The organism is Arthrobacter sp. OAP107 (genome assembly GCF_040546765.1).
GTDB lineage: Bacteria > Actinomycetota > Actinomycetes > Actinomycetales > Micrococcaceae > Arthrobacter.
This window is the reverse complement of record NZ_JBEPOK010000001.1, coordinates 2,810,502-2,823,389: the sequence shown is the minus strand read 5'-3', so window position 1 is coordinate 2,823,389 and position 12,888 is coordinate 2,810,502. Positions and strand designations below refer to the sequence as shown.

The 12,888-nt window shown below is 60.2% G+C and carries 11 protein-coding genes; 6 read left to right on the top strand and 5 right to left on the bottom strand.

Annotated features, from left to right (window positions below):
- Positions 1–351 precede the first annotated feature (351 nt).
- From ABIE00_RS13145 to ABIE00_RS13130, 4 genes are all read left to right on the top strand, one after another.
- Complete coding sequence (locus ABIE00_RS13145) at positions 352–1,056, top strand: transporter substrate-binding domain-containing protein (protein ID WP_354260893.1); 705 nt, start codon at positions 352–354, stop codon at positions 1,054–1,056.
- Between the two features lie 202 nt (positions 1,057–1,258).
- Positions 1,259–1,684: a VOC family protein gene (locus ABIE00_RS13140; RefSeq protein WP_354260891.1), complete on the top strand. Its 426-nt coding sequence runs from the start codon at positions 1,259–1,261 to the stop codon at positions 1,682–1,684.
- 40 nt (positions 1,685–1,724) lie between these two features.
- Positions 1,725–2,627, top strand: a complete 903-nt coding sequence (locus ABIE00_RS13135; protein ID WP_354260889.1) for an SDR family NAD(P)-dependent oxidoreductase — start codon at positions 1,725–1,727, stop codon at positions 2,625–2,627.
- Positions 2,628–2,902: 275 nt separating this feature from the next.
- Positions 2,903–4,171 carry a CaiB/BaiF CoA transferase family protein gene (locus ABIE00_RS13130; protein ID WP_354260887.1) on the top strand — a complete coding sequence of 423 codons (1,269 nt, stop codon included), beginning with the start codon at positions 2,903–2,905 and terminating at the stop codon, positions 4,169–4,171.
- 173 nt (positions 4,172–4,344) lie between these two features.
- On the opposite strand, the gene ABIE00_RS13125 is transcribed toward ABIE00_RS13130, so the two are convergent.
- The 5 genes from ABIE00_RS13125 to ABIE00_RS13105 form a co-directional block, all read right to left on the bottom strand.
- On the bottom strand, positions 4,345–5,280 hold the full coding sequence (locus ABIE00_RS13125) for a LysR family transcriptional regulator (RefSeq protein ID WP_354260885.1): 936 nt from the start codon (positions 5,278–5,280) through the stop codon (positions 4,345–4,347).
- Positions 5,281–5,697: 417 nt separating this feature from the next.
- Positions 5,698–7,089, bottom strand: a complete 1,392-nt coding sequence (locus ABIE00_RS13120; RefSeq protein WP_354263351.1) for an MFS transporter — start codon at positions 7,087–7,089, stop codon at positions 5,698–5,700.
- Between the two features lie 344 nt (positions 7,090–7,433).
- Positions 7,434–8,495, bottom strand: a complete 1,062-nt coding sequence (locus ABIE00_RS13115; protein ID WP_354260883.1) for a zinc-dependent alcohol dehydrogenase family protein — start codon at positions 8,493–8,495, stop codon at positions 7,434–7,436.
- Between the two features lie 425 nt (positions 8,496–8,920).
- Entirely contained in the window at positions 8,921–9,859 is a 939-nt protein-coding gene (locus tag ABIE00_RS13110; RefSeq protein WP_354260881.1) for a LysR family transcriptional regulator, read from the bottom strand.
- Positions 9,860–10,041: 182 nt separating this feature from the next.
- Positions 10,042–11,052 carry a zinc-dependent alcohol dehydrogenase gene (locus ABIE00_RS13105; protein WP_354260879.1) on the bottom strand — a complete coding sequence of 337 codons (1,011 nt, stop codon included), beginning with the start codon at positions 11,050–11,052 and terminating at the stop codon, positions 10,042–10,044.
- Between the two features lie 524 nt (positions 11,053–11,576).
- On the opposite strand from ABIE00_RS13105, the gene ABIE00_RS13100 reads away from it, so the two are divergent.
- Complete coding sequence (locus ABIE00_RS13100; RefSeq protein WP_354260877.1) at positions 11,577–12,356, top strand: SDR family oxidoreductase; 780 nt, start codon at positions 11,577–11,579, stop codon at positions 12,354–12,356.
- Between the two features lie 43 nt (positions 12,357–12,399).
- On the top strand, positions 12,400–12,804 hold the full coding sequence (locus ABIE00_RS13095; protein ID WP_354260875.1) for a nuclear transport factor 2 family protein: 405 nt from the start codon (positions 12,400–12,402) through the stop codon (positions 12,802–12,804).
- Positions 12,805–12,888: the final 84 nt, after the last annotated feature.

Here is a 12,888-nt window from a genome sequence, read left to right as displayed (position 1 = left end):
ACCGGCAGGCCCTGGCAGCGGCCGATCACGCGGTGCCGGGGTGAACCGGCCGCGCTCTGGCGCGTGCTAAAGTTCGCACACAGGCGGAGTTATGGAGCATCCCCCGTTGCCGGCGACGCGCCGATGGGCAGGCCGGACTGCTTGCGGCGCAAGGGCCGACGGCCTCCGCCCCCATAACCAACAACGGTGCAACGCCCTTGGACGAACGAGGTGCCTATGCTGCTCTCGGACACCACATTGAGACCTTGCGCATCGAGTTCACCGCTGACCACCCGGAGGCTGGGGGAGGATCAATTCGGACTCCTGCCAGCCAAGAGCGCGCCTACATTCGTTTAGTGAAAGGGAAAATTCGTGACTGTCGAAGTGCCTAATGCGGAGTTAGTGAAAGCTCTGGTACCAACTGGGGTACTGCGTGCGGCCATTAATCTGGGAAACCCGGTCCTGGCCCAGGGGGACGCAGTTCGGCCAACCGGCATCACGGTGATGCTTGCGCGCGAAATGGCAACCTGGCTGAATTCCCCTCTTCAGTTCCTGTGCGTCGAAGCAGCCCGTGACGCGTACGGCGCGATGGCTGAGCGGAGGGCAGACGTGTGCTTCCTCGCCAATGAGCCCAAGCGACGCGAACATGTTGCCTTCACTCCGCCCTACGTGGTTCTCGAAGGCGTATATGCAACGCGACCACATGCCCCATTCGAAAATGCGACGGAGGTTGACCGAGTTGGAGTACGTATCGCGGTACGGCGCGGGTCGGCCTATGATCTTTACCTGTCACGAACGATAAACGAAGCGCAAATAGTGCGTGCTGAGTCAGAGACGGAGGCTTACGCCCAGCAGGGGCTGGATGTCATTGCCGGGGTCCGGCAGCCTCTGACGGTCTACGCCTCTTCCTCCGGTGATCGCATCCTTGAGCCGCCATTTATGCGGATACAACAATCGATCGGGCTCCCGCAGGGCACGCCTGAAGGGGTTATCGGCGTAGTCGCCGATTGGCTTGAACGCATCAAGCCTACGATGCCGGTGCGCGGGGAGCTCGAGCGGATAACCGAAGGATCATAGCCCCCTCTTTTGGCGCACCCCGCAGCTGAGAAGCTGCATCTATGTCTGGGCGTAATGCTCCCATCAGAAAATGTGAATGGTGGGAGCTTTCCATCACGGGCTACTATGGCAACTGTCGCTCTTCAGGGACATAAATGGTGCCCTGAGGACTCGCACTAATCTTCCGTTTTACGGCCGAAACATACAGAGGAGCTGCATCCCAATGAGGTCTCGAATTCACCATGTAAACATCCCTGCTCTCAGGTTCGAAGAGACGATTGCCTTTTACCAGGACATTTTTGATTTGGCCGATTTGAAGCCAAACTTCGCGAAGGACTACAACCAACGAGGCGGAACTCGCTTCGTAGGGCCGAAGACAGCGGAAACGTCCGAGGGAGCCGAGTGGCCCACCATTCACATCTCGGAATCTACACCTCAGTACGCGAAGGCCGTGAGTGATCTGGGAATCAACCCCCGGCTCAACGGGCATATCGCGATTGCAGTAGATGATATTGAGGAAGTGAAGTCTCGTCTGTCTGCCGCAGGCATCTTCTACGTTGAGGCCGGGCGCTGGGCTGTTCAGGACTACCATCAGATCTACACTTACGACCCCTCAATGAACCTCATCGAGATCAACCAGGCATTCTGACTGTACTCCGCAGAGGGCCAGATTCGGATCGAGGTGTCGGTTGGTCGTCGCACTCGAGTCAGATCTTCGCGGTACTGCGGAATTCTCCCAGGCTCCGAACCCGGCCTGCGATGCAATAACTGACTACGAGTGGAGAAGTGGATTTATGGACTTGTTATTGGCCGGCAAGAGCGCCATCGTCACAGGTGCGAGTAAAGGGATCGGGTTTTCGGTAGCTACTGCCCTGGCTCGTGAAGGCGCCAAAATCACGATGGTGGCGCGCAACGGCGATGAGCTGGAGCGGGCATGCGCTCAGATTCGCTCTACTGGTGGCCAGGCGTTGACTGTAACCGCCGATACGACAAACGAGGCGGCCATCAGCGAAGTGCTTGCCACGACCCTGCAGGAGTCCGGAAGCGTTGACATACTCGTTAACGCGGCCGCACAAGCCGCCGATGCGACCAAGTCTGCCGCTATCAACGACCTGCGCGGAGCAGACCTGCTGCATGAGATGGACACCAAAGTGCTCGGCTATCTCCGCTGCGCTCAAGCGGTGGTGCCCCACATGGCAAGGTCCGGGTGGGGGAGAATAATCAATGTTGCGGGTCTGGGAGCACGGTCGACGGGGTCCGCTTTCAACTCGATCCGCAATGTCTCTGTCGCAGCCATGACCAAGAATCTTGCAGACGAGCTGGGTCAGTCGGGTATCAACGTAATCGCAGTCCATCCAGGCATGACAGTGACAGAGCGGACAGACGATCTGCTCCAGCGCATGGCCGTAGCGAGTGGTGAGGATGTGCCTGCGGTGAAGGAACGTCTGGATAACGCAACGTCTATCGGTCGGATGGTCACATCTGCTGAGGTTGCGGACGTCATCACCTTCCTCTGTTCTCCACGCAGTGTCGCCATTACAGGGGACTCGGTACCGGTGGGTGGCGGCCAGCGCGGAGCGATCTATTACTGAGGAGGGGCGCCGCAGGAACGCGCCGGTCTGTTACTTCTTTTGAACACGCACTGTAAGCGCCTCGATTCTCTTTCCCCATTCGACCGAGTTGGAGGAGAAGCTCGGACTGGTTCGAGCTTCTCCTCCAGGGCTTCGTACTTCCACAAGCGCCGAATGTACCCCACGGGTGACGCAGATCCTGCGGTGCCCTGGCCCGGACCGGAGGATCATGTCCCTCTGCATCGAGTTCGACGTACTGGTCGCCAGAGGTTGCGGGTTACAGGATAGGAGTAGACGTGGCGTCCCTGCCATTGGAAGGACTCACGGTAGTCGCGCTCGAGCAGGCTGTTGCCGCCCCATTTGCGACGCGACAGCTCGCCGATCTGGGCGCCCGGGTCATCAAGGTGGAGCGAGACACTGGTGACTTCGCCCGCGGCTACGACGACAAGGTCGACGGCATGGCCAGTTACTTTGTCTGGCTGAACCGCAGCAAGGAATCCATAGTGCTGGACCTCAAGTCCGCCAGCGGGCTGCAGGTCCTGCGGCGGCTCGTCGAGGAAGCCGACATCCTCGTCCAGAACCTAGCCCCAGGTGCCGTCGAACGCATGGGGCTCGGCCCAGATGACGCGCTGCAACTGAACCCGCGCCTGATCCACACCTCCATATCAGGCTATGGCCGGGGCGGCTCCTACGGATCGAAGAAGGCCTATGACCTGCTCATCCAGTGTGAATCCGGACTGCTGTCCGTGACGGGCACGCCAGAGTCTCCGACCAAGGTTGGCGTCTCCATCGCCGATATCTGCGCTGGGATGTACGCCTACTCCGGAATCCTTACCGCACTGATCCAGCGCGGTAAGACCGGACACGGCGACGTGATCGAAGTATCGATGCTGGAGGCACTGGCCGAATGGGTCACACAGCCCTACTTTTACTCCGAGTACGGTGGCCAACCTCCGCGCCGAAGCGGCGCCGAGCACGCTTCGATTGCGCCCTACGGCCCGTTCCCCGCCGCCGACGGAACGGTGTTCTTCGGTGTGCAGAACGAACGAGAGTTCAAAGTATTCTGCTCCGATGTGCTTGGCACCCCCGAACTTTTCGCGGATCCCCGCTTCCAGGGCAATGCGGCTCGCGTAGCCAACCGGCTTGCCTTGCACGAGGTCATCATTGCCGTCTTCGCAGGACTACCCTCCGAGCGGGTTCTGCAGCGACTCGACGATGCAGGGATCGCCAATGCGCGGCTGCGCACCATGGCAGAACTTTCCGCTCACCCGCAGCTGGCCGAGCGCGAACGCTGGCGAAACGTCGAGTCGCCGGTCGGCCCGCTGCGCAGCCTTGTCCCACCGGTGACCTCACGCGAGTCGACGATCCGCATGGATCCGATACCCGGCATCGGCGATCACACGGCGACCATTCTGGCGGAGCTGGGCATGCCGGAGGCCAAGGCGGGAAGGTGTCCGCCGACCGGTGCGACCGGGGAAATCGACAAGGAAGGTCCGGCAGCTAGGGAAGCGGAGCCGGGCGAAGAAACAAAGCGCGGCAACTGGCGATCGTCCGGCTGCAACTGAGCAAACACGCCTCCGCCTGAATCTGGGGCCTCATCGGTCCAATGGACTCATCAAGAAGGTAAGCGTTCCCCACGACGAGTTGCACGCAGCTGGGATTTCTCTAGAGCCGGGCCAGGGCGCTGTCCTCAAGCCTCTGTGGGTTGAGACGCTCTGCAGCTGCTGAGACGGTATCGTTACGGCGAGTCCAGGAGCGTCGCGGAGGGCCACTCGCCTGTCAAGACCAGCCGCCGAGATACTTGCAGTAGCTCTGTCGCAACAGCTTCGACGGCACGAGGTACCCGAGCCGCCCTCGGCAGCCCGATTACCACAGAGCGCGACACGCTCGGCTCTGAGAGAGGGGCACCGCTGAGCTTGCCTTGCTGAACGTCTCGGGCCACGCCGGCAGCTGGCAGGATAGCCCAACCTCGACCGGAAGACACCATCTGCTTCTGAACGCTCATCGAATTAGTCTCGACAATGATTTTCGGCTCAAGAGGGATGTCCGCCCGCGCCTTATCGATGAGCGTGCGTAGACCGTGTCCGACGATTGGCAGAATGAGTGGTTCACGGAGTACCTGCTGCCAGGTGCTCGGTTCTGTTGGTAGTAAGCCCGCTTCCGGGGGTGCCACCGCCCAAAGGAGCTCGGTGAGCAGTGGCTTCACACGCATCGACGTAGTATCTGCCACGTTATAGAGCAGGGCGACGTCGACGATACCGTCGTCCAACCATTGTTGGAGATCGCGAGAGACTCCTGACAGCAAATGGAGCTCCACCCCCGGGAACTTCTCTGCTACCGAATCGATAAGCGTCGGGACCATGACACCTAACAGGCTATCCAGCACCCCTACCGAAACTAGCCCCATTACCTGACCTGGCGCTGGAGTCAGTTCGGATCGGGCGCGCTCCAACTCTTGCAGGGCGCGGCGGGCATGCGAGAGGAAGACTTCGCCAGCTGGGGTGAGAACCATGCCATGACGTGTCCGGTCGAAGAGGACGACGCCCAGTTCGTCCTCAAGCGTCTTGATCTGCCGCGTCACCGCCGGCTGCACGAGATGCAACAGCTGGGCAGCCCTGGTGACACTCTCGACTTCGGCCACGGTAACCATGGCAATGAGTTGCTTCATCTCCATAGGAACTCCTTGGCTTAGGATGCAATGACCCGAACCTATGGATCCAGGGAGCCGCACTCTCCAGATGAGGGACTACGAAGTCGGAGATTTCTGATCACGTTCACTGGTGGGAAGGCGCATGCCTACGGTAACACAGTGCCCGAGACATGCATGGGCGAGCGCCTCCTTCGGCGTCTGGAACGGCGTCATCCTCCGAATTGTCGTTCGTGCGAGATTCGACTGGGTTCTGCACCAACTCCAGCCGGAAGGGAAGGTTGTCGGCGCATCACGAACCTTGCAGGAGTGCGAAAAGCTGAATGCAATTCGCGCCGTTGATCCTCGAACTACCGTCGGCGGTGTGGTCCGAATCGTATTGCGTTCCATTCCTCGGCCAGCAAGGGTCAGCGTTCGCACCGGCAGCCGGAACCCGCTCCTGCGTCAGCTGACCACAACGTCAGGTCGCCCGTCCGATGCCCGGCGGGCATGGTTTTTCATGGCGTGGAAAAGCAGGGCCGCGAACACCACCGCGCAAAGGAGCGCTCCTATGGCGAAGGTCGTACTTATTCCGGTCCCAGTTGGGTGCCGGGTCGGCGCCATGTTGGCCGCGAGCACCGCACCGGAGATGGCTGTACCGAAGGAGCTTCCCACCGTTCGCAGTACTTGGTTGAAGCTCACGGAACTGCCCAATTCTGCGGTCGCGACGCTACGGGCGATGAGCGCCGGCATCGCAGCGTAGCTGGCCCCCATTCCTAAGCCGAATATCAGCGTTCCAACCAGGATTTCCCAGAGCTGGGTGTGGGCAAGCCATAGCAGCATTCCAGATGCCATCACTGTGCCTGCGCCGATTGGCAGCAACATCGCAAGAGGGATCCGGCGTGATAGGCGGCGAACGAGACGGTTCGCGGTGAAGCTTCCTACCGAAAGCGGAAACATCACAAATCCAGCCCAGAACACGGGCAGCGCGATGCCGTAGCCGGTAGAAGCCGGTGCTTGAGCGACGAGACTTGAAATCGATAGCCCTATGTATAGGGCAGCACCCAGCCCTATTGCTGCACAGTTAGCCAGCAGTACCTCCGCGTTTCGGAGAACCCGAAGATTGACTAAGGGATGCCGCTTCCGCAGCCCCGTCCCGACCCAGGCTGTCAACATAACCGCTGTGAAGATAAGTACACCAATTGTCCACACTGAGCCCCACCCCCAGCTCGACCCTTCGCTGACCGCAAGGAGCAGGCCAGCCAAACCCAATCCGAGAAGAGCCACACCCTGGTAGTCGAACGGTACCCGGGCTGCCCGCGCTTCTGTCCCGCTAGGAATGGCCCTCAGCACCACAATGAACGCCGTAACCACGAACAGCGCGGCAAACCAGAACGCGAACCTAAAGTCGAAAAGCCCGGCAATGACTCCGGTCAGGGGATACCCAACACCGAGGCCGGTAGCCACTGTTACGGACAGGCTGGATATGGAGACCTGTACCTTTTCAGGCGGGACGTAGCGGCGGGCGAGGGCGATCGTCACCGGAACGATGGCATAAGTGAGTCCCTGAAGCGCCCGTCCGATCAGAAAGACCGTGAAGTTCGGGGCCGAGGCGGCAAGCACCGACCCCACGAAGATAGCCGCCAGTGAGCAGAGGAGGAGGCGCTTCTTGTGCGGGCCGTCGCTGAGGCGCCCCAAAACAGGAGTGGCAACAGCACCAACTAGAAGGTTTATGGTCAACATCCACTGTGCCGTGCTGACGGAAACATCCATCTCACTGGCAATGGACGGCACCAACAGCATGCCTAATGAGCTCACGACCGCTGTCGAAAGCGCCGCACAAATTAGCGCTGGCACCAGTCTCAACGATCTCGCCGACTCGCCCACCGGATGCCTCCGCTCCTGGCTTCCGAAAAGACGGCATGATCGTTGTTGGACCGTTGCAAGGTCCCGACTGCCCGCTCGGGAGAAAGGATATCCGAGTAGTCAGGTGTCAACCAGTCGAAGGATTCAAAGTTGTCGGTGAAGAATTGATTGAATATACGCATAGTATTTCCCCTCGGAGCATCCCTCTGACTTGTTCAAGCGACTTTCCGCAACTCGTGCCTCAAAGCCATCACTGGGTCGCATGCGGGGACTGCTTGATGCAGGCTTGATGTGCAGGCCATCGCAGGCTACCTCTCCAAGCCCCGTCTGCCCTCCTAATTGGGCAAGAAAACGCCCTTGCCATCGCTCTGACGGTCGAACCACTGGTACGCCTCTGCGGCCTGACTCAGCGTCCAGCGCTCGGTAAAGAGGGCGTCGACATCGATACCGCGGTCCAGCACGAAGTCGGCAAGATGTGCCATCTGCACGGAAGAGAGGGTCCAGGAAGTCTTGGCTGTGATCTGTTTCGTCAGCTGTTCCGTCATGTCCACCTGCAGCCCCGCTCCTCGTCCGATCCAGCACACGGAGCCCCAGAGGCCGAGTACCTGCAACGCTTGCTGGGTGGCGATGGGGGCAGCCGAGGTCTCGAGACTCTTGGTCACCCCGCGGCCGCCAGTAAGAGCGAGCACCGCGTCCGCGACGGAGTCGACCTCCAGGGGATTGATGGTTTCCGCGGCGCCGAACTCCTGCGCACGCTGCAGCCTCTTCGGTTCGATGTCCAGGGCGATCACCTTCGCGCCCATGGCGGTCGCCAGTTGCGTGGCGGAGAGGCCGACGGGACCCTGCCCGAAGATGGCGATGGTGTCATCGCCTCTCACGTTGATCATCTCGAGCGCACCCCACGCGGTGCCCGTACCGCAGCTGATGGCAGCCGCTGCCTGAAAGGACAGCCCCTCCGACAGGGGCATAACACTCGAGAACGGCATTTTGATGAAGTCGGCATGCCCTCCATGAACATTCAAGGCCAGCGCGCGTAATTCTTGGCGGCAGAGGTGCGTCCACCCCGCACGGCACTGGTCGCAGCGGCCACAACCGATGTAATGGTGAATCATGACCGCACGCCCGACCCACGATGTTGGCACTAGCTCGCCGACGGCCACGATAACCCCGGCCGGCTCGTGGCCAGCGATCACGTTCGGCGCTGAACCCTTGGGCTTGCGGTACTCGTGTAGATCAGACCCGCACATGCCTGAGGCGCGCACCTCGACGACTACCTCCTCCGGACCGGGAGTAGGGTCGGGGAAGTGCTGTAGTTCTAGTTCGCGGTCTCCGCGGAAAACGACTCCTTGCATCGGAATCTCCTGCTTCTTCTCAGATGAATGTGAGCGTGCCAACATTGGCTCGCCAAACGAATCGTCGGTCGGTACTTGTGGTTTCGGGGGAGTGCGTCCTCTTGGGCAAGGGAAGCAGAAGGTCACCGGCGCCGCCGGGACCAAAGGCCGCAACCCTGACGTGGCTCCTTCAGAGGCTGTCTCGAAGAAATCTAGGACACCCTTCGAAATTCCTCTTCGACTCCAGCGCGACTAGCGCGTGGAGACATTTCTAGCCGAACTCGCGATGCGCTTGTGCCGAGCGGGCTTCCGCATCCCGTGAGCTTTCCTACTCGAACGTGCATCGCCGGACGCTTACTATAGTAGGCCGTGATACAACCCTGCGATATTAGTATTTTCTGATGGGTGTATATCACTGCGACATAGCCTCATTTGCCAAGCTGCTAGAACGTTAGCGCGGCCAGACAGCAGCATTTATCAAGGCGCAGTCACTACTTAGGTGCGTCCAATAGTGTGGCAGAGGGCCACACGCCTGAAACCACCAAATGGCGTGAGACTTGCAGCAGTTCGGAGTTGACGGCTTGGACGGCTCGAGAAATGCGGGGCGTTCGCTGCAATCCCACTACAACGGAACGCGACAGACTCGGCTCCGCCAGGGGCGCACCGCTGAGCTTCCCCTCTTGGATATCTCGAGCGACGCCCGCTCCTGGAAGTATGGTCCACCCGCGCCCGGCGAGGACCATCTGCTTCTGAACGCTCATTGAGTTTGTCTCGAGGGAAATGTCCGGCTCGATGGGAATATCACACCGAGCCTTGTCGATGAGCGTGCGCAGTCCGTGGCCGAGAATCGGCAGGATCAACGGGCCGCTGAGCACCCGGTGCCAAGTGACGTCCTCTGTTGGCAGGAGCCCCACGTCAGCGGGAGCAACGGCCCACAGACGCTCGGAGAGCAGCGGCTTCACGCGCATCGCCGGCGTATCTGCCAGGTTGTACAGCACCGCAATGTCGACAAGGCCGTCGTCCAGCCAATTCTGCAGATAGCCGGAGAATCCTGACATCACCCGGAGCTCGACTCCGGGAAATCTCGCCGCAACAGACTTGGCAAGAGGGGAAACTATCACGTCAAGCAGACTCTCCAGCACACCCACGGACACGACTCCGGTGATTTCACCCGTCTGCGGCGTCAGTTCAGTACGCGCACGTTCCAACTCCTGGAGCGCGCGGCGTGCGTGCGAGAGGAAGACTTCACCGGCTGAGGTGAGAACCATGCCATGACGTGTCCGATCGAAGAGCACGACGCCTAGCTCGTCCTCGAGCGTCTTGATCTGCCGCGTAACCGCCGGCTGCACAATATGCAGCATTTGAGCAGCGTATGTGACACTCCCAGCCTCGGCCACGGTCACCATGGCAACCAGCTGCTTCATCTCCATGCGACCTCCTTGCCTGATGAGCTGTGTACAGGACATGCGACCACCCCGAGCAGCCTCAGCCTCATGCGAACAATCGCTGAGTCGCCGCGTCACCTTGGGGGCGTCACCTCGCTAGGTCACGGCCAATTGTGAATCGGTACTGTTGCCAAGCAACTGATCAGTTCTCGTGGAGAAACGGGAGCCTACGGCGCCAGGAGCACTTTTGAGGCTTGGCGCGTTGCAGTGAGATGGATGGCATGGTCCAGCTCGTCCAGGCCTACTGCTTTCACGTCTATCGCTGCAAGCCCAGTGGCTTTGGCCAGCATTTGCGGCACGTTCTTCCAGTCAGAAATGTCGTGGGCTCGTGCGCCGACGAGGCTTTTCTCAGTCATAGCGAGCCTGCCGGAGTTGATCTCGACAGGGTGCGCAGGTAGCCCCACACAGACGACTGTTCCGCCCGGGGCGACGAGCTCGACCGCTAGTGAAACCGCGGACGCATGGCCAGCTGTCTCGAAAACGACGTCGAAAGTGCCGGCGACTTGATCGGTATCGCGGCCGACGATCCTGATCTCGTCCACGCCCATAGAAGACGCGAGCTCCAACTGGTGAAGATCGGCTTCGGTGCCGATAGCTGTCGTTGACACGCGCTCAGCCCCCAGTGCTGCAATCGTCATCAGCCCTACAGATCCAGGACCGACAACCGCGACCTTCATGCCCGACTGTACAGACCCTCGCTTCAGCGCGTGGAGGCCCACTGCAAAAGGCTCCGCAAGGGCAGCCACGGTATCAGGGACCTCGTCCGGCACGATAGCAACGTTGCGCTGCGGCACAACGAACCGCTCAGCGAACACGCCATCAACGTCCAAGCCCAAAACTTTGAGACGCTGGCAAAGCATGGATCTGCCCGCCAGACAGGGAGGACACGCGCCGCAAACAACGTGCCCGGATCCTACGACCCTGGACCCGACTGGGAGGTCGCTTCCCGGCCCTGATGCGATGACTCGTCCCAGATACTCGTGACCGATGATCTGCGGGAAATTGGGCCGATATGTCGCCTGCGCTGCTGCGTTCCACTCGACGAAGGACACATCCGTACGACACAGGCCGCCGTAAATCAGTTCTAGGAGAACCTCGTCTTCACCGATCTGAGGCACCGGCATTTCGCGGAGCTCCACACCGCCCGGGGCGGCTTCTTTCTTCACAAGGGCTCGCATTGTTCCTCCTGAACTTAGGTCTCTACGAAGTTGGATGGGTGAGTCGGGAATAGGTAGAGCAGGCACTGATTGCACGTCACGTAGGAGCTGCGTCCCTGCCGCGTTCACGGTCCTGGCTTCCGTGCCAGCGGCCACACGCCAACGGTCACACCTGGACTCACAGCACCCATACTGCCCAGCTATACCCGCCTTCCACAAATAGCAACTATTGATGCCTTCATCAATTGAACACATGCGTCTTGGGGCAACTATGTCCCATGTCTGGCGCGCGATTCAGGCGCAAAATGGATCCGACAGAGAAGGTTCGGCCTCCGGCAGCACAAGCAACTGAAGCGATGAGGGGAAATCATGGACCCATCACAAATAGTCATTTGCGGGTCACTCTGTTCACGCTTCATGATGGGACTTAGCGAACTGTGATTGAGGTCACGGGCGTTGCAAGGGCATCAGCCCTCTCACCAGAATCGAGTACGTCGGCTTCTCCTCGATAGAGGCAGGCGGCGTTGGATGGAGAAGCAAACAGTATGGCTACCCAGGATTTTTCAGGCAAGGTTGCAATGGTGACCGGTGGCGGCAGCGGCATGGGCCGTTCCACCGCACTCGCCTTTGCAGCAGCTGGGGCGCGTACGGTGGTCGTTGACTTGTCGGAAGAGTCCGCCCGGGCCACCGTAGACCTCATCAAGGAACAGGGCGGCGAGGCAATTGCTGTGCGGTGCGACGTAACCCGGAGCGAAGACGTAAAGGCCGCGCTGGAAGATACGGTCGCGACGTACGGACGTCTCGATGCGGCGTTCAACAACGCTGGCCTCGAGCATGGGCTCATCGCAACCGCTGAGATCTCTGACGCTGAGTTCGACCGCATTGTGAGTGTGAGTCTGAAGGGGGTCTTTCTCAGCATGAAGCACCAGATCCCCCTTATGCTTGCCAACGGCGGTGGCGCTATCGTCAACAACTCTTCCGCCGCTGGACTGGTCGGGTTCAAGGGGCAGGCCGCCTATACCGCCGCAAAGCACGGCATGGTTGGTCTCACCAAGGCCGCTGCCCTCGATTATGCGCCGGAAAATGTGCGTATAAACGCCATTTGTCCCGGCATCGTCGACACCCCGATGATGGACCGTGTTACGGGTGGCACCTCAGACGGGCGTGCTGCTGTGATCACAATGGAGCCCATTGGGCGTATGGGCCGTCCCGAAGAAATCGCGGCGACCGTGCTGTGGTTGTGCTCCGACGCGGCGTCGTTCGTCGTCGGCCATGCATTGTCGGTCGATGGGGGAATGTCCACGGGCCATTTTGGCGAACGCTAATCAATCCCTTGCAAAACTACCGCTCGCAATGAAGGAGGACCTGGTGCGTGCCAGCGAATCAACAATCGAATTCTTGACCCAGTACTACGCCGCTATGGAGGCGAAGAACTTGGAGCGTTGCAGGGCCTATTACACCGACGACATGACGGTGACCTTCGCTAACGCTCCAAAACTCCAGGGCGCGGACGCCTTCGTTGCAACGCTTTCCGGCCTGCTCGAACAGATCGAAACGCTGCATCATGACGTCGTCGCAGCCTGGGAGGAAGGCGATGGCGTCCTGATCTTCGAGTCTGTCGCGACCTGGACGCTCCTCGATGGAAGCTCCCTAACCATCCCGGCTTGCTCGGTGTGCAGGATGGTCGACGGAAAGTTCGTGGATCAGCAGGTCTACGTGGACAATGCACCGCTGTTCGCCGCCCTCGAGCAGGATGAGGCGGTAAAGGCCTGAGCACCTACCGCTCAGGCTGCGACCCCATAGGTCTGGCATAACCGTCCTCCGACAAGGGTGAGGATGACATGCGGCCGTCCGTTC